This is a genomic window from Burkholderia sp. BCC1988, assembly GCF_905339895.1.
GTDB lineage: Bacteria > Pseudomonadota > Gammaproteobacteria > Burkholderiales > Burkholderiaceae > Burkholderia.
On record NZ_CAJPHA010000004.1, the window covers coordinates 70,625 to 92,716 of the forward strand.

A 22,092-nucleotide genomic window follows, 5' to 3' on the forward strand; every position below is an offset into this window, starting at 1 on the left:
GCCCGTCTCGTCGACGGTTCGCTCGATCGGGCGCCGCGGTGCGGTGCGCCCGGTCCGTTCAGGCAATCACGGCCGAGATGAAGTCGCGGGTGCGCGCCTGCGTCGGCGCGGACAGCACCTGGTCGGGCGGTCCGCTCTCGACGATCCGGCCGCCATCCATGAAGACGACGCGATCGGCGACCTCGCGCGCGAAGCCGAGCTCGTGCGTGACGACGATCATCGTCATCCCGCTCTTCGCGAGATCGCGCATCACGGCCAGCACGTCCCCGACGAGTTCGGGATCGAGCGCCGACGTCGGTTCGTCGAACAGGATCAGTTGCGGATGCATCGCGAGCGCCCGCGCGATGGCGACGCGCTGCTGCTGGCCGCCCGACAGCTCGACGGGGAACGCGTCGCACTTGTGGCCGAGCCCGACGCGCGCGAGCAGCGCGCGCCCTTCTTCCAGCGCTTGCGCGCGGCGGCGCTTGAGCACCTGTACCGGGCCCTCGATCACGTTCTCGAGCGCGGTCTTGTGCGGAAACAGGTTGAAGCGCTGGAACACCATGCTGGTCGCGAGCCGCTGCCGCGCGACCTGGCGCTCCGACAGCTCGTGCAGGCGGTCGCCGGCACGCCGGTAGCCGGCCAGCTCGCCGTTGACCCACAGCGCACCGGCGCTGATCGTCTCCAGCTGGTTGATGCAGCGCAGGAAGGTGCTCTTGCCCGAACCCGACGGTCCGATGATGCACAGCACTTCACCCTGCACGACGTCGAGCGTGATGCCGTGCAGCGCCTGGAAATCGCCGTACGACTTGCGTACGTCTATCGCGCGAACCACTGCGTTCGTCATGACGTTCTCCCGATGGGGTTGGATCGTGTCGTTCATTTGCGGCCCGCCGCCCGGCCCGCGCCGCGCGCGAAGCGCCGTTCGACGCGCGCCTGCGCAAGCGACAGCACGGTGACGACCGCGAGATACCAGATGCCGGCGACGATCAGCAGCTCGATCACGCGAGCGTTCGCGTAGTAGATGTTCTGCGCGTTGTGCAGCATCTCCGCGTACTGGACGACGCTCGCGAGCGAGGTCAGCTTGACCATGCCGATCAGCTCGTTGCCGATCGGCGGCACGATCACGCGCATCGCCTGCGGCAGGATGATCCGGCGCAGCGCCTGCAGGCGTGCCATGCCGATCGATTTGGCGGCCTCGTACTGGCCGGTGTCGACCGACAGCAGTCCGGCGCGCACGACTTCCGACGTATACGCGCCCTGGTTGATGCCGAGTCCGAGCACCGCCGCGAGGAACGGCGTCATCACGTCGACGGTGCGGAATTCCGCGATCCCCGGGATACCGAGCGTCGGGAACACCAGCGCGAGGTTGAACCACAGCAGCAGTTGCAGGATCACCGGCGTGCCGCGAAACAGCCAGATGTAGCCCTGCGCGATCGCGCCGAGCACCGGGTTCGACGACAGCCGCATCACCGCGGTCGCGACGCCGAGCACGATGCCGAGCGTCATCGCGAGGACGGTCATCACGATCGTGTTGCCGAGCCCCGTCAGGATCGAGCGCGCGGTCAGGAACTGGCCGACGACGCGCCATTCGATCTGTCCGCGCGCGAACGCGAACGCCACATAGGCGAGCGCGGCAACGATCGCGATCGACGCGACATAGCGGCCCCAGTAGCGCCGGCGCACGCGCACCAGCCCGGCGATATCGTCCGCGGCGCGGGCGGCCGGCCCCGATGCGCCGTCGAGCCGGCTCGAATCGGAGGCGCTCAGCATGACGGCCCCCGGTAGTCGGCGGCCCACGCGGCCTGGCGTTCGATCGCGGCGCTCAGGCGGCCGATCTGCTCGCGCACGCGCGCGGGAGACGTGCCGCCCGCACCGCCGCGGGCCGCGACGGCCGCGTCGAGCGTCAGATGCGCGCGCACCGCCGGGGCGAGGCGCGTGTCGACGGCCTGCAGCTGTTCGGCGCTCGCATCGGCGAGCTCGATGCCGTCCCGCTCGCACGCGCGCACGAGCGTGCCGGTGATCTCGTGCGCTTCGCTGAACGGTACGCCCGTCAACGCGAGCCAGTCCGCGACCTCGGTCGCGAGCGTGAAGCCGAGCGGCGCCTGGCGACGCATCTCGTCGACGTTCACGCGCATCGTGCGGATCATTCCCGCCATCGCGGGCAGCACGAGCTCGAGCGTATCGATCGAATCGAACGCCGCGATCTTGTCTTCCGCGAGATCGCGGTTGTACGCGAGCGGCAGCGACTTCAGCGTCGCCAGCAGCCCCGTCAGGTTGCCGATCAGGCGCCCCGCCTTGCCGCGCGTGAGTTCCGCGATGTCCGGGTTCTTCTTCTGCGGCATGATCGAGCTGCCCGTCGCGTAGCCGTCGTCGAGTTCCACCCAGCGGAATTGCCGCGACGTCCACAGGATCACCTCTTCCGACAGGCGCGACAGATTCACGGCCAGCATGCTCGTGACGAACACGAATTCGGCGACGTGATCGCGCGCGGCCACCGCATCGATCGAGTTCTCGCAGGGCGCGTCGTAACCGAGCTCCTGCGCGGACAGCTCGGGCCGCACGCAGATGGCCGAGCCGGCGAGCGCGGCCGCACCGAGCGGCGAACGCGCGGTGCGGCGGTCCCAGTCGACCAGCCGGTCGGCGTCGCGGTACAGCGACTGCGCATGCGCGAGCAACTGATGGCCGAACACGATCGGCTGCGCCGGCTGCAGATGGGTGAATCCGGCGGTCACCGTGTCGACGTGCCGGCTCGCCTGGCCGACCAGCGCGTCCTGCAGGTCGAGCACGCCGCGCACGAGCGCGCGCGCCTTGTCGCGCAGGTACAGGCGCAGGTCGTTCGCCGCCTGGTCGTTGCGCGAGCGCCCGGCGCGCAGCTTGCCGCCCAGCGCCGGCAGCCGCTGCGTGAGCACGCGCTCGAGGAAGGTGTGCACGTCCTCGTCGGTGAGCGACGGCGCGATCGCGCCGGCCGCGTAGTCGCGCGCGATGCCGTCCATCGCGGTCAGCAGTTGCGCGAGCTCGTCGTCGTTCACGATGCCGGCGCGGTTCAATTCGCGCGCATGCGCGCGGGAGCCTGCCAGGTCGTACGGCACGAGGCGGAAGAAACTCGGATCGGAGCGCGACAGGTCCTGCAGCGCGTTCGACGGTTTCGACTGGAAGCGGCCACCCCACAGGCGCTCGATCGGTTCGGTAAGGCTCATTGCGGTCGACCTCGACTCGGTTGGATTGCCCCTACTGTAGGCATTCAATTTTTTTTGTTGTAGCGAGAAATTGAATCCGCTTTAATGAAATTTTTCTCAGCATCGTCGCGTCCGACGAGCCTCCCGATGCGCAATCGCCTGCCGCCGCTGAATCCTCTTCGTGCGTTTGAAGCCGCTGCGCGGCGCGGCAGCGTGTCGGCGGCCGCGGATGAACTGCACGTCACCGCGAGCGCGGTCAGCCACCAGATTCGCATTCTCGAGAGCACGCTCGGCGTCGCGCTATTCGTCAGATCAAAGGCCCGCGTGAAGCTCACGCCGCAAGGCGAGGCGTTGCTGGAACCGGTCGGCGCCGCGTTCGACCTGATCGCGAACGCCGCCGTCAGGCTCGATTCGCCGGTGGCCGCCGGCGATCTCGTCGTGTCGACGCCGCTGTCGCTGACGTCGCGCTGGCTTGCCCGGCATATCGGCGACTTTGTCGAGCGTTATCCGGGCATCCACCTGAAGGTGATTCCGTCGAACGACGATCGCGAGGTCTATTCGCCGGACGTCGACGTCTGCATCCGCTACGGGGAAGGCAACTGGCGCAACCGGGCGGTCGAGCTGCTCGCGCATCCGGCGCTGTTCCCGGTCGTGAGCCCGGCGTTGATGAACGGGCCCGATGCGATCCGCAAGGTGCAGGATCTCGCGGGGCGCACGCTGTTCTGCGAGCATGCGGGCTCGTGGATGCGCTGGCTGGCCGAAGCGAAAGCCGACCGGCTGCCGGGCATCCGCATCCTCGAGATCGGCAACGCGCACATCGGTGTCGAAGCCGCGGTGCATGGCCAGGGCGTCGCACTCGGCGACAGCCTGTCGGTGCGCGACGACCTGATCGACGGCACGCTCGTGCGGCCCTTCAGCGAAACCGTGCCGTCACGCCATGCGTACTATCTCGTCGCGCGTCACGAGATGACCGAGGCGCCGCTCGTGACTGCGTTCACGGCGTGGCTGCGCGCGCGCGTCGCGTGATGCGCGCACGTGTTTGCGACGAGGCGGGAAGTCAGGAAACGAGACTCGTCAGGTCGTCCCACACCATCACGATGTTCTGCGATCGCCAGATCGGCCCCGCGTCGACGTACTCGCCGGCCAGCCGGCCGTTCAACGACGCGTAAAAGGCGATCGCGGCGTCGTTTCCCTTGACGACGCTCAACGCCGCGCCCTGGTACCGCATCGTTTGCAGATGCGTTGCGAGCCGGGCGAGCAGCGTGCGGCCGATGCCGCGACGCTTGAACCCGGGATCGACATACAGGAACTTGATCTCGCCACGGCCGCCGAAGATCGGCTCCGACGGCGCGCCGGCCGCGCCGATGCCGACGATCGTGCCGTCGGTTTCCGCCACGAGCACCAATTGGTCGCCCGCGTTCGACGCCAGCTTTTCGCGCCATGTCCTGCCGCGATGGCGCTCGTCGAGGACGGCGTGCGCCTGCGCCGGCGCGAGATCGCGATAGGTATGCCGCCAGACCTTGACGTGAAAATCGGCGATCGCCTGCGCATCGTCGAGGTGGGCAGACCTGACGGATATTACGGACATGGAAGACTCTCTCGGCTGGCTTGGCACACGCGGGCGCGGCGCACGAGCCGGATTGTCGACGATCGGGGCGACCGTGTCAGCACCCCGCGGGCGTCGCGAATCAGCGCGCAACCGCTTCCGTGTTCCGGACGCTGCCCAGAAACCGCGTCAGCTCCACCGTCTGCGGCCGCTCGAAAATCTCTTCGGCCGTCCCGCTCTCCCACACCCTGCCCTGGTGCATGAACACGATCCGGTCGCTCACCGCCCGCGCGAAGTTCATCTCGTGCGTGACCATGATCAACGTCATGTCCTCGCGCGCAAGCTGCGCGACGACGCCCAGCACCTCGCCGACGAGCTCGGGATCGAGCGCGGACGTGATTTCGTCGCACAGCAGCACGCTCGGCTTCATCGCGAGCGCACGCGCGATCGCGACGCGCTGCTGCTGACCGCCCGACAGCTGTTCCGGAAACGCGTCGAACTTGTCGCCGAGGCCGACGCGCTCGAGCATCAGTTCCGCGATCGCGCGCGCCTGCTGGCGATGCGACTTTTTCACGACCGACTGCGCGAGCATCACGTTCTGCCCGGCGCTCAGGTGCGGAAACAGGTTGTACTGCTGGAACACCATGCCGACCTTCAGCCGCAGCGCACGCAGGTCCGCGTGCCGCGCATCGACGCGTTCGCCGTCGATCGAGATCGTGCCCGCGTCGATGCTCTCGAGTCCGTTGAGCGTGCGCAGCAGCGTGCTCTTGCCCGAGCCGCTGCGGCCGATGATCGAGACGACCTGCCCGCGCTCGACGGAGAAATCGATGCCCTTGAGCACATGATGGGTGCCGAAGTTCTTTTCGAGACCACGGGTTTCAACGAGCGGCATGCCATCTCCTTTGCAACGTGCGCGCATAACGGGTAAGCGGATAACAGAGCGCGAAATAGATCAGCGCGACGAGGCCGTACACGACGAACGGCCGGAACGTCGCGTTCGAGATCGCGATGCCGACCTTCGTCAGCTCGGTGAAGCCGATGATCGACACGAGTGCCGTATCCTTCACGGCCTGCACGCCGAAGCCGACCGTCGGTGCGATCGCGATGCGCGCGGCCTGCGGCAGGATCACGTGACGCAACTGCTCGACGTAGCTCATGGCCAGGCTCGCCGACGCCTCCCACTGCCCTTTCGGCACGGCCTCGACGCAGCCGCGCCAGATCTCCGCGAGATACGCGCTGGTGAAGAACGTGAGCCCTGCGGTGGCCGCGATCCACGGCGGCACGTCGAGCCCGACGAGCGGCAGGCCGAAGAACACGATGAACAGTTGCATCAGCAACGGAGTGCCCTGGAATATCTCGATGTACAGCTTCGCGATGCCGCGCAGCAGCGTGGAGCTCGACACGCGCATCACGAGCAGCCCGAGACCGACGACGCCGCCGGACAGGAACGACACGATCGACAGTACGATCGTCCAGCGCGCGGCCAGCAGCAGGTTCGCGAGAATCTGCCCGAACGTGAATTCGATCATCGCGCACCTCGCACGCGACGGGAGAACAGGCGGCGCCCCATCGAGCCGAGCGTGGCACGCAGCAGCAGCGCCATCGCCAGATACGCGAGCGCGATGACGAAGTACGTCTCGAACGCGCGGAAGTTGCGCGACTGAATGTAGCCGGCCGCATAGGTCAGGTCGGCCACCGAGATCTGCGACACGACCGCCGAGCCGAGCATCGTGATCACGATCTGGCTCGACAGCGCCGGAAACACCTTGGCGAGCGCCTGCGGCAGCACGACGTGGCGCAGCATCTGCGCGCGCGACATCGCAAGCGCGGACGCCGCCTCCAGATGCCCTTTCGGGACGGCGGCGACGCCCGCGCGCACGATCTCGACCGAGTACGCGCCGAGATTGAGCGTCATCGCGAGGATCGCGGCCGTGTATTCGTCGATGTGCACGCCGAGCGCGGGCAAGCCGAAGAAGATGAAGAACAGCTGGACGACGAACGGCGTGTTGCGGATCGCCTCGACGTACGCGCCGATCAGCGGGCGCAGCCGCACGGCCGCGCGCGCGTCGGCGCTGTACGCGGCCGCGCCGAGCACGCCGAGCGCCACGCCGAGTACGGTCGCGACCGCGGTGAGCGCGAGCGTGATCGCCGCGCCGCTCGCGAACACGCCGGCGTATTCGGCGAGCTCGCCGAATTGAAGCTGGTAGCTCATGACGATTGAGTAAAGTCGGGTTCGGACAACGACACCCGCCGCGCCGGCGATGCCGGCCGCGGCGATGTATCAGGCGACACTGCGATTCGTCACAGTCCGGCCGGCAACGGCTGGCCGAGCCACTTCTTCGACATCGCGCCCAGCGTGCCGTCCTGCTTCGCATGGGCGATCGTGTCGTCGATCTTCGCGAGCAGGCGCGGTTCGTTCTTGTTGACGCCGACGAAGCACGGCGAATTCTTGATCACGAACTTGACCTCGGGCCGGCGCGGCGGATTCTTCGCGAGAATCGCCGCCGCGACGATGTTGCCGGCCGCGATCAGTTGCACTTGCCCCGACAGGAACGCCTGGATCGTAGCGTTGTTGTCCTCGAAGCGCTTGATCGTCGCGTTCGGTGCGAGCTGCGACAGCGCGATCTCCTCGAGCGCGCCGCGGGTGGCGCCGACCGTCTTGCCGTTCAGGTCGGCGGGCGCGCTGACCTTCACGTCGGCCGGCCCGAACACGCCCTGGAAATACGGTGCGTACGCGCTCGAGAAGTCGATGACCTTCTCGCGCTCAGGTGTCCTGCCGAGCGACGAGATCACCATGTCGACCTTGTTGGTCGTCAGGTACGGAATCCGGTTCGCACTGTTCACGGGTACGAGCTTCAGTTTCACGCCGAGCGACTTGGCGAGGAGTTCGGCCATGTCGATGTCGTAGCCCTGCGGCTGCATGTCCGTGCCGACCGAGCCGAACGGCGGATAGTCTTCGGGCACCGCGACGCGCAGCGCGCCGTTTTTCGCGATGGTGTCGAGCGCGTCGGCATGCGCCGGCGCAGCAGCCAACAGCGCCATCACGGGGGCGGCGATCAGCGCAGCCAGCCAGGTGCGTCGGGGGAACGGTCGAGTCGTCGGGCTCACGGTGAATCTTCCTTGTCTGGTATGTCGTCGGGCAGCGCGCAACCGTTGCGCGGCCGCGGGTACTCCAGCAAAAACCGGGCCACCGGTGCGAAACGCTTGCCGTACCGGCACTCGATGGAAATTCCGGCGCACCGCATTCCCCATTTCGGTGCGTGGGCCGGCACCGGCGCCAGCGGCTGCCCTCGCAGCGCGCGCCGGCGCACCAAATTACCTAACCGGTTCATTCCGCGAAGCGGGGCCGGTGCTTGGGGGCGCATGCCGGTTCCTGGGCATTGATCGGGCACGCGCGTCAAGCGAGCAGCCCCTCGAAACGCATCCCCGCCCAAGTGACACAGATCAAGGGGAAACCCGGTAATCGTCGGATATAAGTGAATCCGAAGCGGCGACGCCCCGCGGGCGGCGCCATCCCGAATTCCCGCATTTCCGTATTCGACGAGGCATTCCATGCGCGCTGCCGCGCTTCCCGTTCGCTGTCATCCTGCCGTCGTGCGGCGCATGCGTGCCATTGCGCTGGCGGCGGGCATGGGGCTGCTGTCGGGCTGCCTGTCGCTTGCGCCACCGGACGAGCGTCCCGCCGCACCGATTCCCGCGTCCTTTCCGGAGCCGTCCGCCGACGCGACACCCGCGGCGCCCGTGCCCGACTGGCAGGCTTACTTCGTCGACCCGCGCCTTCGCGCGCTGATCGGCCAGGCGCTCGCCGACAACCGTGATCTGCGCGCGGCGGTCGCACGCGTCGAGCAGGCGCGCGCGGTGTACGGCATCCGCGGCGCGGATCAATGGCCGACGATCAGTGCGGGCGCGGCCTACGCGCGGTTTCGCACGCCGGGCGGCTTTCTCACTCCGGCGCCCGTCATCGGGCAGGTCTATCAAGTCCAGCTGGCCGAGACGCAATGGGAGATCGATTTCTGGGGCCGCGTGCGCAACCTGAAGGAAGCAGCGCTTCAGCGCTACCTCGCGAGCGACGCAGCCAGGCAGGCGGTGACGCTGAGCGTCGTCACCGGTGTCGCGGACGCGTATCTGACCCTGTGCGAGATCGACGAACGCATCGCGCTGACCCGCGCGACGATCGACACGCGCCGCGAATCGCTGCGGATTTTCCGGCTTCGTCACGCGGCCGGCGCGATCTCGCGCCTCGATCTCACGCAATCGGAGATCCTGCTGCAGCAGGCGGAATCGCTCGGCGTGCAGTTGCAGCAGGCCCGCGCGACGGCGGCCGATGCGCTGGCGTTGCTCGTCGGTGCGCCGCCGGCGCTGGGCGCCACGCCGCTCGCGCTCGACGACGGCGCGGTGCTGCCGTCGCTCGCGCCGGGCCTGCCCTCGTCGCTGCTGACCCGGCGCCCGGACGTGATCGCGGCGGAGCGCGAACTGCAGGCGAGCCGCGCGAACATCGGCGCGGCGCGCGCGGCATTCTTTCCGCGCATCGCGTTGACGAGTGCGATCGGGTCGGGAAGCAGCGCGCTGCACGACCTGCTGTCGCCAGGGTCCGGCGTGTGGTCGGTGATTCCCAACGTCACGCTGCCGCTCGTCGACGGCGGCCGCAACCGGTCGAATCTCGCACTGGCGCGCGCGCAACGCGAAGAAGCGCTCGCCCGCTACGAGCAGACGCTGCAGCGCGCGTTCCGCGACGTGTCCGATGCGCTCGCCGCGCGCCATTGGCTCGCCGACCAGGTCGCCATCGAGCGCGCCACGCTGGCGTCGCAGGCCGAGCGGGCGCGCCTCGCGAAGCTGCGCTACGACAGCGGGGCGACCCGCTTCCTCGAAGTGCTCGATGCGCAACGGGACCTGATGAACGCCGAGCAGCAGCTGGTCACGACCCGTCGTGCGCTGCTGTCGAGCCGCGTCGCGCTGTACGGCGCGCTCGGCGGCGGCGTGATCGACACCGGCAAGACTGCCGCGGCAACGGCGCCCCTTTCGACTGATTCGGACAACACACCATGAAAACCATCCCGCGCCCTCTTCTGATCGGTATCGGTGCGGCCGTGCTTGCGATCGGCCTCGCGTACTACGGGTGGACGCGCTGGCACGACGGCCAGGCGGATGCGGGGCTCGTCAGCGGCAACGGCCGCATCGAGGCGACCGAAATCGACGTCGCGACCAAGCTGCCGGGGCGCGTCACCGCGATGCTCGTCGACGAAGGCGACTTCGTGACGGCCGGCCAGCCGCTCGCACGCATGGACGTCGTCGTCCTGCAGGCGCAGCTCGACGAGGCACGGGCGCGCGAGCAGCAGGCGGTGAACACCGCGGCGAGCATCGACGCGCAGGTCGCGCAGCGCCGCAGCGACAAGGCCGCGGCCGCGGCCGTCGTCGTGCAGCGGGAAAGCGAGCTGGACGCGGCCACGCGGCGGCTCGCGCGGTCCGAAACGCTATCGCGCGACGGCGCGTCGTCGATGCAGGAGCTGGACGACGATCGCGCGCGCGCCGGCAGCCTGCGCGCAACCGTGAACGCCGCGCGGGCCCAGGTGCAAGCCGCTCAGGCCGCGATCGACGCCACGCAGGCCCAGCTCGTCGCGGCGCGCTCGGCCGTGACGGCCGCTCAGGCGACCGTGGCGCGCGTGCGGGCCGACCTCTCGGACAGCGAACTGACCTCGCCGCGCGACGGGCGCGTCCAGTACCGGATTGCCGAGTCGGGCGAAGTCCTGCCGGCAGGCGGCAAGGTGCTCAACGTCGTCGACCTGTCCGACGTGTACATGACGTTCTTCCTGCCCGAAGCGGTCGTCGGCCGGGTCCCGCTCGGCGCCGACGTGCGGATCGTGCTCGATGCGGCACCGGAATACGTGATTCCGGCCCGCGTGTCCTACGTGTCGAGCACCGCGCAGTTCACGCCGAAGACGGTCGAAACGGCCACCGAGCGGCAGAAGCTGATGTTCCGGGTGAAGGCACGCATCGATCGCGACCTGTTGCAGCGCCACCTGAAGCTCGTCAAGACCGGGTTGCCGGGCGTGGCGTGGCTGAAGACCGACCCGCACGCGGGCTGGCCGGATCGCCTCGCGATCAGGGTGCCGCAATGAAAGCGGCGCCGCCCGTCGAGACGGATGCCGGCGCGACCGGCGCTGCGCCGGTGTCGGCCGATCCGGGCTGGGTCGCACGGCTGTCCGGCGTCTCGCTGCGCTACGGCGACAAGGCCGCGCTCGACGACGTGACGCTCGATATCCCGGCCGGCCGCATGATCGGGCTGATCGGGCCGGACGGCGTCGGCAAGTCGAGCCTGCTCGCGCTCGTTTCCGGCGCGCGCGCGATCCAGCAGGGCCGCGTATGGACGCTCGACGGCGACCTGTCGTCGCGCCGCCATCGCGCGCGCGCGTGCCGGCGCATCGCCTACATGCCGCAAGGCCTCGGCCGGAACCTGTACGCGACGCTGTCGGTCGAGGAAAACCTGCAGTTCTTCGCGAGACTGTTCGGCCACGATGCGGCGGAGCGGCGCCGAAGGATCGACGCGCTGACGCGCAGCACCGGCCTGCAACCGTTCCTGGACCGCCCGGCCGGCAAGCTGTCCGGCGGCATGAAGCAGAAGCTCGGCCTGTGCTGCGCGTTGATCCACGATCCCGACCTGCTGATCCTGGACGAGCCCACGACCGGCGTCGATCCGCTGTCGCGCGCGCAGTTCTGGGAGCTGATCGGTCGCATTCGCGCCGCCCGCCCGGCGATGAGCGTGCTGGTCGCCACCGCGTACATGGACGAGGCCCGGCGGTTCGACCGGCTGATCGCGATGGACGCCGGCCGCGTGCTGGCCACCGGCAGCCCCGGCGAGCTGCTCGAGCGCACCGGTTGCGACACGCTGGAAGCCGCGTTCATCGCGCTGCTCCCGGAGGCGCGCCGGCACGGACACCAGCCGGTCGTGATCGCGCCGTTCGAGGCCGATCGGGCGGCCGGCTACGCGATCGAGGCGGACGGGCTGACGATGCGGTTCGGCGATTTCGTCGCGGTCGACCACGTGAGCCTGCGGATCCGCCGCGGCGAAATCTTCGGCTTTCTCGGCTCCAACGGCTGCGGCAAGTCGACGACCATGAAGATGCTCACCGGCCTGCTGCCCGCATCCGAAGGCACCGCAACGCTGTTCGGCCGGCCGGTCGCCGCGAACGACATCGACACGCGCCGGCGCGTCGGCTACATGTCGCAAGGGTTTTCGCTCTACGGCGAACTGACCGTCCGGCAGAACCTCGTGCTGCACGCGCGCCTGTTCGGCGTGCCGGAGGCGGACGTGCCCGCGCGCGTGACTGAAATGGTCGCGCGCTTCGGGCTGGCCGACGCCCTCGACGCGCTGCCCGAGCGCCTGCCGCTCGGCATGCGGCAGCGGCTCTCGCTCGCGGTGGCGATGGTGCACAAGCCCGAGCTGCTGATCCTGGACGAACCGACGTCGGGCGTGGATCCGGTCGCGCGGGACGACTTCTGGCGGCTGATGATCGAGCTCGCGCGCAACGATCGCGTCACCATCTTCATTTCGACGCACTTCATGAACGAGGCCGCGCGCTGCGACCGCATCTCGCTGATGCATGCGGGCCGCGTGCTCGCGAGCGCCGCGCCCGAGGAACTGGTGCGCCTGCGCGGCGCCGCCACGCTCGAAGACGCGTTCATCGGCTACCTGAGCGACGCGCAGAAAGCGGATGGCGCGGACGGTGCGCCGGCCGATGCGCGGTCCGACGCCGGCTGGCTCGCCGCGCCGCCCGCGGCGGCCGGCGCCGGTCGTGCGGCGGCATGGTTCAGCCCGGCGCGCGCCGGCAGCTATCTGTGGCGCGAAGTGCTGGAGCTGCGACGCGACCCGTTGCGCGCGACGCTGGCGCTGTTCGGCTCGCTCGTGCTGATGTGCGTGATCAGCATCGGGATCAGTCTCGACGTCGACAACCTGACGTTCGCGGTGCTCGACCGCGATCAGTCGATCCTGAGCCAGGACTATGCGCAGAACCTCGCCGGTTCCCGCTATTTCGTGCCGCGGGCGCCGCTCGCGGACGACCGCGACATCGAGCGCCGCATGCGCAACGGCCAGCTGTCGCTCGCGCTCGAGATCCCGCCCGGTTTCGCGCGCGACGTCGCGCGCGGCCGCCGCGTGGAGATCGGCGCATGGGTCGACGGCGCGATGCCGATGCGCGCGGAGACGATCCGCGGCTACGTGGCCGGCATGCACGAAAACTGGCTGCGCGACCAGGCGAAGCGCCGGCTCGGCGTGTCGCTCGCGCCGGCCGTCGACATCGCGATCCGCTATCGCTACAACCCGGACGTCAAGAGCCTGCCGGCCATGATTCCCGCGATCATGCCGATGCTGCTGCTGATGCTGCCCGCGATGCTGACGGCGCTCGCCGTCGTGCGGGAACGGGAGCTCGGGTCGATCGTCAACCTGTACGTGACGCCCGTCACGCGGGCCGAATTCCTGCTCGGCAAGCAGGCGCCGTACGTGATGCTGGCCATGCTGAACTTCCTGCTGATGGTCGTGCTGGCCGACCTCGTGTTCGGCGTGCGGATCAAGGGCAGTTTCGCGACGCTGGCGGCCGCGGTGCTGATCTTCAACGTCGTGGCCACCGGCATCGGGCTGTTCGCGTCGACGTTTACCCGCAGCCAGATCGCCGCGATCTTCATGACGATCGTCGGCACGCTGATTCCCGTCGTGCAGTTCTCGGGCCTGCTCACGCCGCTGTCGTCGCTCGAGGGCAGCGGCAAGTGGGTCGGCACCGTCTATCCGGCCACCTACATGCTCGCGATCAGCCGCGGCGTCTACAACAAGGCGCTCGGGCTGGCCGACCTGTCGTCCCAGTTCTGGCCGATGCTCGCGGCCGCGCCGGTCATCCTGGTCATGACCGGCGTGCTGCTGCGCAAGCAGGAGCGCTGACCATGTCGCGCCTGCTCGTCATTTTCCGGCTCGGGGTCAAGGAACTGTGGAGCCTCGCCCGCGACCCGATCCTGCTCGCGCTGATCGTCTACACGTTCAGCGCGTCGATCTACGTCGCGGCCACCGCGCGCCCGGAAACGCTGCACAAGGTGCCGATCGCGATCGTCGACGAGGATGCGTCGCCGCTGTCGGCGCGCATCGCGGCGGCGTTCTTCCCGCCGCAGTTCGCGCCGCCCCCGCTCGTCGACGCCGGCGCGGCCGATCGCGGGCTCGACAACGGCGACTACACGTTCTCGCTCGACATTCCGCCCGACTTCCAACGCGACGTGCTCGCCGGCCGTCACGCGACGGTCCAGCTGAACGTCGATGCGACCCGCATGACGCAGGCGTTTACCGGCGGCGGTTACGTCCAGCAGATCGTGTCGGGCGAGATCGATGCGTTCGTGCGGCGCCAGCGCGGCACGTCCTTGCCGCCCGTCGATCTCGCGATGCGGATGCGCTTCAACCCGAATCTCGACGAAGTCTGGTTCGGCGCGCTGATGGAGCTGATCAACAACGTGACGATGCTGTCGATGATCCTCACCGGCGCCGCACTGATTCGCGAGCGCGAGCACGGCACGATCGAGCATCTGCTCGTCATGCCGGTGACCGCGGCGGAAATCATGCTCGCGAAGGTCTGGTCGATGGGGCTCGTCGTCGCGGCGGCGGCCGTCGCGTCGCTGACGTTCGTCGTGGGCGGCGCGCTGCACGTGCCGATTCCGGGATCGGTGCCGCTGTTCGTGGCCGGCATGGCGCTGCACCTGTTCGCGACGACGTCGATGGGGATCTTTCTCGCGACGCTCGTGCGCAGCATGCCGCAGTTCGGCATGCTGCTCGTCCTCGTGCTGCTGCCGCTGCAATTGCTGTCGGGCGGCCTGACGCCGCGCGAAAGCATGCCGCCCGTCGTGCAGGACATCATGCTGGCTGCGCCGACCACGCATTTCGTCGAACTCGCGCAACGCATCCTGTATCGCGGTGCCGGGTTCGATGCGGTGTGGGCCCAGTTCGCGGCGCTGTTCGCGATCGGTTGCGTGCTGTTCCTGCTGTCGCTGACGCGGTTCCGCAAGACGATTGGTCAGATGACTTGAGCGGCGCGTCGATTCCGTGATGCCGGGATTCGTCGGTTGATACAGATCAATCGCGCCGGCGCGCGGCACGCGATCATGGCACATGTCTTGCGCAACCGATGGCATGCGCCGACGGCAACGCCGTCCACGGCGGCCGCTTCCCGGGAGAACGTCATGATGGGCCTGCGATACCGAAACGCGTTCGCGACGCTCTGCGTATTCATCGCGCTCGCGTCGCTGCTGGGCGTCGTGCATGCGATGCTGATCGACGAGCGGGTCGTGCCGTACGCGATCGTTGCACTGGTGTCGGGCATCGTGGCGTTCGTCGCGCAGCTGGATCCGGCGCCGCCCGGGCGTTAGCGGCACCGCCCGGACGCATTGCATTCGGGGCATCGTAAGCGGCATCTTACGCGTCGCGTTCAAGCCGTTCGTCATCGGAATCCCGCCATTCGTGATTTCGGTCAACCGCCGCGCGCGCGTTCGGGATGTAATCGACTTACTGTTCCGTCGACTCCCGGGGAGGCAACCCATGAAACTGACTTTTCTCGGTGCGACCGAAACCGTGACCGGCTCGAAATATCTGCTCGAGCACGGCGGCCGGCGCGTCCTGGTCGATTGCGGCCTGTTCCAGGGGACCAAGAACCTGCGGCTGCGCAACTGGCGCGCGCTGCCGTTCGCGCCCGACACGCTGGACGCGGTCGTGCTCACGCACGCGCATCTCGATCACACCGGCTATCTCCCGGTGCTGGCGCGCGAAGGCTATCGCGGGCCGGTGTACTGCACGGCGGCCACGGCCGAACTCTGCGACATCATGCTGCGCGACAGCGCGCGGCTGCAGGAGGAGGAAGCCGACTTCGCGAACCGGCACGGTTATTCGAAGCATCATCCCGCGCAACCGCTCTACACGCTGGACGACGCGCAGCGCGCGCTGCGCCTGCTGCAACCCGTCGCGTTCGACGAATGCACCGCGCTGGGCGGCAGCCTGTCGTTCCGCCTGCTGCCGGCCGGGCACATCCTCGGCGCGGCGAGCGTCGTGATGCACTGGGATCACAAGGTGCTCGCGTTCTCCGGCGATCTCGGCCGGTATCACGACCCGATCATGCAACCGCCGCGCCCGCCCGCGCATGCCGACTACCTGGTGGTCGAATCGACGTACGGCGACCGGCTGCATCCGGCGTCGGATCCCGAAAACGAGCTGGCCGGGATGTTCGACAAGACCTTCGCGCGCGGCGGGGTCGTCGTGATGCCCTGCTTCACCGTCGGCCGCGCGCAGGAGATCCTGCACTACATCGCGCGGCTGAAGGCGGCCGGCCGCATGGCGCGCGTCCCGGTGTTCGTCGACAGCCCGATGGCGACGGACGTGACCGAAATCTATCGCCACCATATCCTCGAACACCGGCTGACGGCTTCCGAAGCGAATGCGCTCGGCCACGCGGCCACGATGATCCGCTCGGTCGAGCAGTCCAAGGCGATCGCCGAACACCACGGCCCGATGGTCATCATCGCCGGCAGCGGGATGGCGACCGGCGGGCGCGTGCTGCATCACCTGAGCCGCCATGCGCCGGACGCGCGCAACACGATCGCGCTGGTCGGCTACCAGGCCGCCGGCACGCGCGGCGCGGCGCTCGCCGCGCACGAGCCGACGCTGAAGATTCACGGCGAGTACGTGCGCGTGCGCGCGCAGGTCGAGTCGATCACGACGCTGTCGGCCCATGCCGACTACGAAGAGATCCTGAAGTGGCTCGGCACGATGCAGGGCGCGCCCGTGCGGACCTTCGTCACGCACGGCGAACCCGCTGCCGCGGATGCGATGCGCCGGCGCATCTCGGAGCGCCTGCATTGGCCGTGCGAGGTGCCGACTTACGAGCAGTGCGTCGATCTGGACGCGATTGAATCAAACAACACGCAGGAACCCACCGCGCTGTCGTCCTGACTGGCACTGACTGCCGGCGCGTCGCCGGCGCAACGCCGGCCGCGCGTGACGGGCGGCGGAAGCACCCGGTTTCCGCCACGCGCGGCCCGCCACTCAGCCGATTTCGATGATGACCTTCAGCGCGTGGGTCTGCGCGGCGCGCCCGAACGTGTCGTACGCGCTTTCCACGTCGTCGAGCGAGAACCGGTGCGTGATCAGGCGCGCCGGATCGAGGCGCCCGGCGCCTACCGTCTTCAGCAGCATCGGCGTGCTGACCGTGTCGACGAGCCGCGTCGTGATCGAGATGTTGCGATCCCACAGCTTCTCGAGGTGCAGATCGGCCTTGACGCCGTGCACGCCGACGTTCGCGACGACCCCGCCAGGCGCCACGAGCGCCGTGCACATCTCGAACGTCGCCGGAATGCCGACCGCTTCGATCGCGCAATCCACGCCCACGCCGTCGGTCAGCTTCATCACTTCCGCAACCGGGTCGCCGCCGTGGCCGTCGATGCAGTCGGTCGCGCCGAAGCGCCGCGCGACCTCGAGCCGGTTGCCGTCCGGGTCGATCATGATGATCCGCGCGGGCGAATAGAACTGCGCGGTCAGCAACGCCGCCAGCCCGATCGGCCCCGCGCCGACGATCGCGACCGAGCAGCCCGGCTGCACCTTGCCGTTCAGCACGCCGCATTCGAATCCGGTCGGCAGGATGTCGGACAGCATCACGAGCGCGTCCTCGTCCGCGCCGGCCGGAATCCGGTACAGGCTGGTCGGCGCATGCGGGATGCGCACGAACTCGGCCTGCGTGCCGTCGATCCGGTTGCCGAGGATCCAGCCGCCGGTCGTGCAATGCGAATACAGTCCGCGGCGGCAGTACTCGCAGCGGCCGCACGACGAGATGCACGAAATCAGCACGTGGTCGCCCGGCTTCAGCGAATCGACCGCCGCGCCGACCTGCTCGACGATGCCCACGCCTTCATGGCCGAGAACGCGGCCCGGCTCGCACGTCGGCACGTCGCCCTTGAGGATGTGCAGATCGGTGCCGCAGATCGTCGTGCGCGTCACGCGGACGATCGCGTCGGTGGGCGACTGCAGTTCCGGTTTGGGCCGCCGTTCGAGCGCCTTGCGCCCGGGGCCGTGGTACACGAGTGCTTTCATCGCAACTCCTCCATCGAAAGGGGGGCCTGTTCAGGCATCGGGGCGGCGTCATGCCGGACTTGCGCCAGCAACACCGCGAGCGCGCAGGACGCGACCCGGACGGCAACGCCGTCGGCGCGGCTCGTCAGCACGATCGGCACGCGCGCGCCCACGACGACGCCCGCGTTCGCGGCGCCGCCCAGGTATTCGAGCTGTTTCGCGAGCATGTTGCCCGCTTCGATATCGGGCACGACGAGGATGTCCGCACGGCCGGCAACCGGCGAGTCGATCCCCTTCTCGCGCGCGGCCCGTTGCGATATCGCGTTGTCGAACGCGAGCGGGCCGTCGACGACCGCCCCCGTGATCTGCCCGCGCTCGGCCATCTTCGCGAGGGCCGCCGCGTCGAGCGTCGAACGCATCGCCGGATTGACGGTCTCGACCGCGCACAGCACCGCGACGCGCGGGCGCGCGACGCCCAGCGCATGCGCGACGTCGATCGCGTTCTGCGTGATGGCCGCCTTCTGCGCGAGATCCGGTGCGATGTTCACCGCGGCGTCGGTCAGGATGAACGGCCGCGGATACGCCGGCGCCTCGATCAGGAAGCAGTGAGACATGCGCTTGTCGGTGCGCAGGCCCGATTCCGCGGCGACGACGGCCCCCATCAGCTCGTCCGTGTGCAGGCTGCCCTTCATCAGCGCGCCGGCGCGGCCCGACGCTGCGAGTGCCACCGCGCGGGCCGCCGCGGCGTGGCTGTGGGGAACGTCCTCGATCGTCCATTTCGCGAGATCGACGCCCGCTTCGCTCGCCGCGCGCAACACCTTCGCGCGCGGCGCGACGATCAGCGGTTCGATCGATGCGCCCAGCGGCGACGCGTTGAGCGCGGCAAGCGCGACGAGGCTGGCCGTGTCGCACGGATGCACGACGGCCACCGTCAGCGGCGGCGCATGGCGCGCACGCGCGATCAGGGCGGGCAGTTCGCCGTCCGCGCGCGGCAACAGGCCGGGCAGGCACGCGCCGGCGGACGGATCCGGATGCAGGTTCAGGTTCATGTTCATATTCAGGTCTCCAGCACGTAGCTGCCGGGCGCCGCGCCGAAGCCGGCGGCCGGCACGCGTGCGGGCACCTCACCCGACGAATGCGCGTGCAGCCAGTCGTGCCAGCACGTCCACCACGATCCGTCGAGCGCGGGCGTTTCGCTCACGAAGTCGCGCCGGTTGCGGTAAGGCGCGCCGGGCTCGCGCGTCGCGCAGCGATAGTGGCGTCCCGGATGGCCGGGTTCGGACACGATCCCGGCATTGTGGCCGCCGGAGGTCAGCACGAACGTCAGCGCGTGGTGCGTGAGCAGATGGAGCTTGTAGACGGAACGCCAGGGCGACACGTGATCGCGCTCGGTCCCGACCACGAACGTCGGCACGTCGAGATCCGACAGCGCGACCGGCCGCCCGTCGACGCAGTAGCGGCCGGCCGCGAGATCGTTGTCGAGAAAGAGGCGCGTCAGGTATTCGGTATGCATCCGGTACGGCATGCGCGTGGTGTCCTCGTTCCACGACATCAGGTCGTTCGGCTTTGTGCGCGTGCCGAGCAGGTATTCGCTCATCATGCGCGACCAGATCAGGTCGCGCGCGTTCAGCAACTGGAACGCGGCGGACATCTGCGCGCCGTCCAGGTAGCCCTGCCGCCACATCAGCGCATCGAGCGCGGACAGTTCGCTCGCGTCGATGAAGAGGCCGAGTTCGCCGGGTTCGCTGAAATCGGTCTGGGCCGCGAGCAACGTGACGGAGCGCAACGTCTCGTGCTGCCGGCCGTCGCGCGCGAGCGCCGCCGCGCCGATCGCCAGCAGCGTGCCGCCGAGGCAGTAGCCGACCGCGTGGACCGCTTCGCCGCAGATCGAGCGGGCCGCGTCGAGCGCCGCCATGCACCCGTCGCGCAGATAATCGTCGAGCCCGAGCTCGCGCGCTTCCGCACCCGGATTGCGCCACGACACGGCAAACACCGTGTAGCCGGCATCGACCAGGAAGCGGATCAGCGAATCGTGCGGCTGCAGGTCGAGGATGTAGTACTTCATGATCCACGACGGCACGATCAGGATCGGCTCGCGTGCCACGCCGGCCGTCGTCGGGTCGTATTGCAGCAGCTCGCACAACGCGTTGCGCCAGACGACGCGGCCCGGCGTGATCGCCACGTCGCGCCCCGGCAGATAGGTGCGCGTGTCGCGGGCCCGCGTGCCGCGCGCGCGTTCGAGCAGCGCGTTCGCGTCTTCCAGCCAGTGCCGCCAGCCTGCCGCGAGATTCGCGCCGCCGCTGCGCATCGTCGCGTCGAGCACGACCGGGTTGGTCGCGAGGAAATTGCCCGGCGAGCATGCGTCGAGCCACTGTCGCGCGGCGAATCCGACCAGCTCCTCGTGGTGCCGTTCGACGCCCGGCACGCCGCGCGTCGCGTCGCGCCACCAGCGCTGGATCGACAGGAAGCCGTCGCGGTACGCGCGAAACGGCCATCCGGACCACGCGGGCGCGGCGAAGCGCGCATCGGCCTGCCCGGCGTGCACGGCCAAGCCGCCCGCGCCGGCATCGTCGGCCTCGCCCTCGCCTTCGCCTTCCGGGTTGGCCGCGGGTGCCACGGCAGCCAGCCACGCCTGCGTCGCAAGCTCGAAGCATTTTCCCGGCGACACGGCCAGATGCGCGCCCCAGTCGAGCGTGGCCAGCGCGAGCGACACGGGCGACAGCCCGAAGGTCATCGCGGCCACGTTCGCATGCGCGGCGCGGTTCCATTGTTCGGCGGGCGACAGCCGGACCGGCGTGCATCCGGCCGAACTCGACGCCGGTGCGTTCGTACCCGTTGGCCGCATCGACTCGTGCTCGATCGGCATGCGCATGACGGATGCGTTCATCGCATGTGCATGCCGCCGTTGACATCGAATTCCGCGCCGGTCGCGAAAGCCCCCGCGTCGGAACACAGGAACGCGACGAGTTCGGCGATCTCGCCGGGATTGCCGAGGCGGCCGACCGGGATCTGCGGCAGGATCTTCGTGTCGAGCACGTCCTTCGGCACCGTCTCGAGCATCGCGGTGGCCAGATAGCCCGGGGCCACCGTGTTGACCGTCACGCCGTGGCGCGCGAGCTCGAGCGCCAGCGCCTTCGTGAAGCCGTGGATGCCGGCCTTCGCGGCCGCGTAGTTCGCCTGCCCGTATGCGCCGCGCGAACCGTTCACCGAGCCGATGTTCACGATCCGCCCGAAGCCCGCCTCGATCATGCCCGGCACGAACGGCTTCGTCATGTTGAACATGCCGTCGAGGTTGGTGCGCAGCACCGCGTCCCACATGCTCTTGGTCATCTTCACGAAGGTGGCGTCCTGCGTGACGCCGGCGTTGTTGACGAGCACGTCGACGCGCCCGAACTCGGCCAGCACGCGTGCCGCGCAGTGCTGGCACGAATCGTAGTCGGCGACGTCGACCTCGAACGCGTGGAACGTCCGGCCCGCCTCGCGTTCGTGCGTGAGCCACGTCGCGACGTGGTCGTTGCGCTCCGTATGCGACACCGCCACCGTCATGCCTGCATCGTGCAGGCGACGGCTGATCGCGGCGCCGAGGCCCCCCATGCCGCCCGTGACGAACGCGACCCGGTCAGCGCACATGGTCGTTCTCCTGCGCGCCGGTCGTGCCGTTCAGGCGGCGGGCGGCAACCGGCGCCCCGTCGCTCGCGTCCTCGATCCCGCGCTCCAGCGCCGTCATCCAGTCGGCCCACGGCATGCTGGCTTCGTTGACCACGGCCAGTCGCCCCAGGTCGGGCAGCCAGTCGGTCTGATAACGCGACATCGCGCCCGCGCCGTATTCGCGCAACCAGGTGCGCCATGCGCCGGCGTTCTCGTATTGCGCACGCATGCACAGCTCGGCGGCATCCTGCCAGATCGCGACGCTCGCGATCGCGTAGTCGCGCATCACCTGCCGGGTCGCCTCGCCGAAGGCCGGCCACTCGTTCGTGTCAGCCAGCGCCTGCTGCAGGTGGCGAACCGCGGCGCGGTCCCGCTCGATGCGCCGCCCTGCCAGCGCATGCCATTCATGCTGCCAGTCGCTATTCAGCGCGACCATGCGCAGCGCGAGATCGCAGCCCGCGCGGCAAGCGTCGTTCGGTGTCGTCAAAGCGTACGTACTCATCGGCGTCCCTCGTTCGATCCGGTCAATGGGTTGGCATCGCGCCTCGTGCCGCCTGCCCGGGATCGGCATCGCGACCGCTTCACTGTGCGGGCATCGCGCAGGGGAGCCGTTGATCTGAGTCAAGTACGCGGAAACCCTGCTCCGTAGACTGGATTGCACT

Annotated in this window: 20 protein-coding genes; 7 read left to right on the top strand and 13 right to left on the bottom strand. The window is 69.1% G+C overall.

Annotated features, from left to right (window positions below):
• Positions 1 to 58: 58 nt before the first annotated feature.
• The 3 genes from U4012_RS06940 to argH are packed head-to-tail and all read right to left on the bottom strand — an operon-like array spanning position 59 to position 3,179.
• On the bottom strand, positions 59 to 862 hold the full coding sequence (locus U4012_RS06940; RefSeq protein WP_415750358.1) for an amino acid ABC transporter ATP-binding protein: 804 nt from the start codon (positions 860 to 862) through the stop codon (positions 59 to 61).
• A complete protein-coding gene (locus U4012_RS06945; protein ID WP_321797202.1) occupies positions 859 to 1,752 on the bottom strand; it encodes an amino acid ABC transporter permease in 894 nt (297 codons plus the stop codon). Before U4012_RS06945 ends, U4012_RS06940 begins: the two co-directional genes overlap by 4 nt.
• The gene (gene argH / locus U4012_RS06950) at positions 1,746 to 3,179 is read right to left on the bottom strand and encodes an argininosuccinate lyase (protein ID WP_124485911.1); all 1,434 of its coding nucleotides are present in this window, start codon (positions 3,177 to 3,179) and stop codon (positions 1,746 to 1,748) included. Before argH ends, U4012_RS06945 begins: the two co-directional genes overlap by 7 nt.
• Before the next feature lie 126 nt (positions 3,180 to 3,305).
• Here argH and U4012_RS06955 point away from each other — a divergent pair, with 126 nt between their 5' ends.
• The gene (locus U4012_RS06955; protein WP_321797204.1) at positions 3,306 to 4,184 is read left to right on the top strand and encodes a LysR substrate-binding domain-containing protein; all 879 of its coding nucleotides are present in this window, start codon (positions 3,306 to 3,308) and stop codon (positions 4,182 to 4,184) included.
• Positions 4,185 to 4,215: 31 nt separating this feature from the next.
• On the opposite strand, the gene U4012_RS06960 is transcribed toward U4012_RS06955, so the two are convergent.
• The 5 genes from U4012_RS06960 to U4012_RS06980 form a co-directional block, all read right to left on the bottom strand.
• Positions 4,216 to 4,773, bottom strand: a complete 558-nt coding sequence (locus U4012_RS06960; RefSeq protein WP_321797206.1) for a GNAT family N-acetyltransferase — start codon at positions 4,771 to 4,773, stop codon at positions 4,216 to 4,218.
• A gap of 73 nt (positions 4,774 to 4,846) precedes the next feature.
• Positions 4,847 to 5,596 carry an amino acid ABC transporter ATP-binding protein gene (locus tag U4012_RS06965; protein ID WP_044846549.1) on the bottom strand — a complete coding sequence of 250 codons (750 nt, stop codon included), beginning with the start codon at positions 5,594 to 5,596 and terminating at the stop codon, positions 4,847 to 4,849.
• Positions 5,583 to 6,233 carry an amino acid ABC transporter permease gene (locus U4012_RS06970; RefSeq protein ID WP_321797208.1) on the bottom strand — a complete coding sequence of 217 codons (651 nt, stop codon included), beginning with the start codon at positions 6,231 to 6,233 and terminating at the stop codon, positions 5,583 to 5,585. Before U4012_RS06970 ends, U4012_RS06965 begins: the two co-directional genes overlap by 14 nt.
• On the bottom strand, positions 6,230 to 6,916 hold the full coding sequence (locus U4012_RS06975) for an amino acid ABC transporter permease (RefSeq protein ID WP_044846547.1): 687 nt from the start codon (positions 6,914 to 6,916) through the stop codon (positions 6,230 to 6,232). The genes U4012_RS06970 and U4012_RS06975 overlap by 4 nt, the downstream gene beginning before the upstream one ends.
• A gap of 89 nt (positions 6,917 to 7,005) precedes the next feature.
• Positions 7,006 to 7,812, bottom strand: coding sequence for a transporter substrate-binding domain-containing protein (locus tag U4012_RS06980; protein ID WP_321797211.1), 807 nt, complete (start codon positions 7,810 to 7,812; stop codon positions 7,006 to 7,008).
• A 444-nt stretch (positions 7,813 to 8,256) separates the two neighbouring features.
• Between U4012_RS06980 and U4012_RS06985 the strand changes: the two genes are divergently transcribed.
• From U4012_RS06985 to U4012_RS07010, 6 genes are all read left to right on the top strand, one after another.
• Positions 8,257 to 9,750: an efflux transporter outer membrane subunit gene (locus U4012_RS06985; RefSeq protein ID WP_415750359.1), complete on the top strand. Its 1,494-nt coding sequence runs from the start codon at positions 8,257 to 8,259 to the stop codon at positions 9,748 to 9,750.
• Positions 9,747 to 10,820, top strand: coding sequence for an HlyD family secretion protein (locus U4012_RS06990; protein ID WP_124519794.1), 1,074 nt, complete (start codon positions 9,747 to 9,749; stop codon positions 10,818 to 10,820). The genes U4012_RS06985 and U4012_RS06990 overlap by 4 nt, the downstream gene beginning before the upstream one ends.
• A complete protein-coding gene (gene rbbA / locus U4012_RS06995) occupies positions 10,817 to 13,630 on the top strand; it encodes a ribosome-associated ATPase/putative transporter RbbA (protein ID WP_321797217.1) in 2,814 nt (937 codons plus the stop codon). The genes U4012_RS06990 and rbbA overlap by 4 nt, the downstream gene beginning before the upstream one ends.
• A 2-nt stretch (positions 13,631 to 13,632) precedes the next feature.
• Complete coding sequence (locus U4012_RS07000; RefSeq protein WP_124485894.1) at positions 13,633 to 14,757, top strand: ABC transporter permease; 1,125 nt, start codon at positions 13,633 to 13,635, stop codon at positions 14,755 to 14,757.
• Between the two features lie 153 nt (positions 14,758 to 14,910).
• On the top strand, positions 14,911 to 15,096 hold the full coding sequence (locus tag U4012_RS07005) for a DUF2964 family protein (protein WP_044846572.1): 186 nt from the start codon (positions 14,911 to 14,913) through the stop codon (positions 15,094 to 15,096).
• Positions 15,097 to 15,265: 169 nt separating this feature from the next.
• Positions 15,266 to 16,669 (top strand): MBL fold metallo-hydrolase, encoded by a 1,404-nt coding sequence (locus U4012_RS07010; protein WP_321797221.1) that lies wholly within the window; start codon positions 15,266 to 15,268, stop codon positions 16,667 to 16,669.
• Positions 16,670 to 16,762: 93 nt separating this feature from the next.
• Here U4012_RS07010 and U4012_RS07015 read toward each other — a convergent pair whose 3' ends face one another.
• The 5 genes from U4012_RS07015 to U4012_RS07035 are packed head-to-tail and all read right to left on the bottom strand — an operon-like array spanning position 16,763 to position 21,932.
• On the bottom strand, positions 16,763 to 17,803 hold the full coding sequence (locus U4012_RS07015) for a zinc-dependent alcohol dehydrogenase family protein (protein WP_124645760.1): 1,041 nt from the start codon (positions 17,801 to 17,803) through the stop codon (positions 16,763 to 16,765).
• The gene (locus tag U4012_RS07020; protein WP_321797630.1) at positions 17,800 to 18,831 is read right to left on the bottom strand and encodes a bifunctional enoyl-CoA hydratase/phosphate acetyltransferase; all 1,032 of its coding nucleotides are present in this window, start codon (positions 18,829 to 18,831) and stop codon (positions 17,800 to 17,802) included. Before U4012_RS07020 ends, U4012_RS07015 begins: the two co-directional genes overlap by 4 nt.
• A gap of 8 nt (positions 18,832 to 18,839) precedes the next feature.
• Positions 18,840 to 20,669: a PHA/PHB synthase family protein gene (locus tag U4012_RS07025; RefSeq protein ID WP_321797224.1), complete on the bottom strand. Its 1,830-nt coding sequence runs from the start codon at positions 20,667 to 20,669 to the stop codon at positions 18,840 to 18,842.
• Positions 20,666 to 21,412, bottom strand: coding sequence for a beta-ketoacyl-ACP reductase (locus tag U4012_RS07030; RefSeq protein ID WP_321797225.1), 747 nt, complete (start codon positions 21,410 to 21,412; stop codon positions 20,666 to 20,668). The genes U4012_RS07025 and U4012_RS07030 overlap by 4 nt, the downstream gene beginning before the upstream one ends.
• Positions 21,402 to 21,932, bottom strand: a complete 531-nt coding sequence (locus U4012_RS07035; protein ID WP_321797227.1) for a hypothetical protein — start codon at positions 21,930 to 21,932, stop codon at positions 21,402 to 21,404. The genes U4012_RS07030 and U4012_RS07035 overlap by 11 nt, the downstream gene beginning before the upstream one ends.
• Positions 21,933 to 22,092: the final 160 nt, after the last annotated feature.

Coding starts and splice junctions, on each gene's coding strand:
- U4012_RS06940 (WP_415750358.1), bottom strand. CDS start 862: ATGAACGACACGATCCAACCCCATCGGGAGAACGTCATGACGAACGCA.
- U4012_RS06945 (WP_321797202.1), bottom strand. CDS start 1,752: ATGCTGAGCGCCTCCGATTCGAGCCGGCTCGACGGCGCATCGGGGCCG.
- argH (WP_124485911.1), bottom strand. CDS start 3,179: ATGAGCCTTACCGAACCGATCGAGCGCCTGTGGGGTGGCCGCTTCCAG.
- U4012_RS06955 (WP_321797204.1), top strand. CDS start 3,306: ATGCGCAATCGCCTGCCGCCGCTGAATCCTCTTCGTGCGTTTGAAGCC.
- U4012_RS06965 (WP_044846549.1), bottom strand. CDS start 5,596: ATGCCGCTCGTTGAAACCCGTGGTCTCGAAAAGAACTTCGGCACCCAT.
- U4012_RS06970 (WP_321797208.1), bottom strand. CDS start 6,233: ATGATCGAATTCACGTTCGGGCAGATTCTCGCGAACCTGCTGCTGGCC.
- U4012_RS06975 (WP_044846547.1), bottom strand. CDS start 6,916: ATGAGCTACCAGCTTCAATTCGGCGAGCTCGCCGAATACGCCGGCGTG.
- U4012_RS06985 (WP_415750359.1), top strand. CDS start 8,257: ATGCGCGCTGCCGCGCTTCCCGTTCGCTGTCATCCTGCCGTCGTGCGG.
- U4012_RS06990 (WP_124519794.1), top strand. CDS start 9,747: ATGAAAACCATCCCGCGCCCTCTTCTGATCGGTATCGGTGCGGCCGTG.
- rbbA (WP_321797217.1), top strand. CDS start 10,817: ATGAAAGCGGCGCCGCCCGTCGAGACGGATGCCGGCGCGACCGGCGCT.
- U4012_RS07000 (WP_124485894.1), top strand. CDS start 13,633: ATGTCGCGCCTGCTCGTCATTTTCCGGCTCGGGGTCAAGGAACTGTGG.
- U4012_RS07005 (WP_044846572.1), top strand. CDS start 14,911: ATGATGGGCCTGCGATACCGAAACGCGTTCGCGACGCTCTGCGTATTC.
- U4012_RS07010 (WP_321797221.1), top strand. CDS start 15,266: ATGAAACTGACTTTTCTCGGTGCGACCGAAACCGTGACCGGCTCGAAA.
- U4012_RS07015 (WP_124645760.1), bottom strand. CDS start 17,803: ATGAAAGCACTCGTGTACCACGGCCCCGGGCGCAAGGCGCTCGAACGG.
- U4012_RS07020 (WP_321797630.1), bottom strand. CDS start 18,831: ATGAACCTGAACCTGCATCCGGATCCGTCCGCCGGCGCGTGCCTGCCC.
- U4012_RS07025 (WP_321797224.1), bottom strand. CDS start 20,669: ATGAACGCATCCGTCATGCGCATGCCGATCGAGCACGAGTCGATGCGG.
- U4012_RS07030 (WP_321797225.1), bottom strand. CDS start 21,412: ATGTGCGCTGACCGGGTCGCGTTCGTCACGGGCGGCATGGGGGGCCTC.
- U4012_RS07035 (WP_321797227.1), bottom strand. CDS start 21,932: ATGAGTACGTACGCTTTGACGACACCGAACGACGCTTGCCGCGCGGGC.